Raw genomic sequence first — 221 nt, forward strand, 5'->3', positions numbered from 1 at the left:
CCGGAACAGGCCGTTGGGTTACTCTCAGCATTACCTGACAAGGTTGGAATGGATGGATCGCTCAACGTAACGTCTATATCAGCGACTGAACTACAGCCTGATTCTGTTATACTGATGTTGTTGTAAACTCCCGCACTCAATCCACTGATCGTTCCGACATTTCCTGATACGACCATACTGAACGTTTGAGAAGCTGAAGAGCCGTCTTCATAATCTAAGGT

At 46.2% G+C, this 221-nt stretch carries 1 protein-coding gene; it reads right to left on the bottom strand.

Going from position 1 to position 221, the window contains the following annotated elements:
* Positions 1–221: hypothetical protein (locus AAOP42_RS00745; RefSeq protein ID WP_349526537.1), on the bottom strand; the 221-nt coding region annotated here is incomplete at both ends.

Origin of the sequence: Reichenbachiella sp. MALMAid0571, assembly GCF_040151475.1 — a bacterium.
Taxonomy (GTDB): Bacteria; Bacteroidota; Bacteroidia; order Cytophagales; family Cyclobacteriaceae; genus CAXBNB01.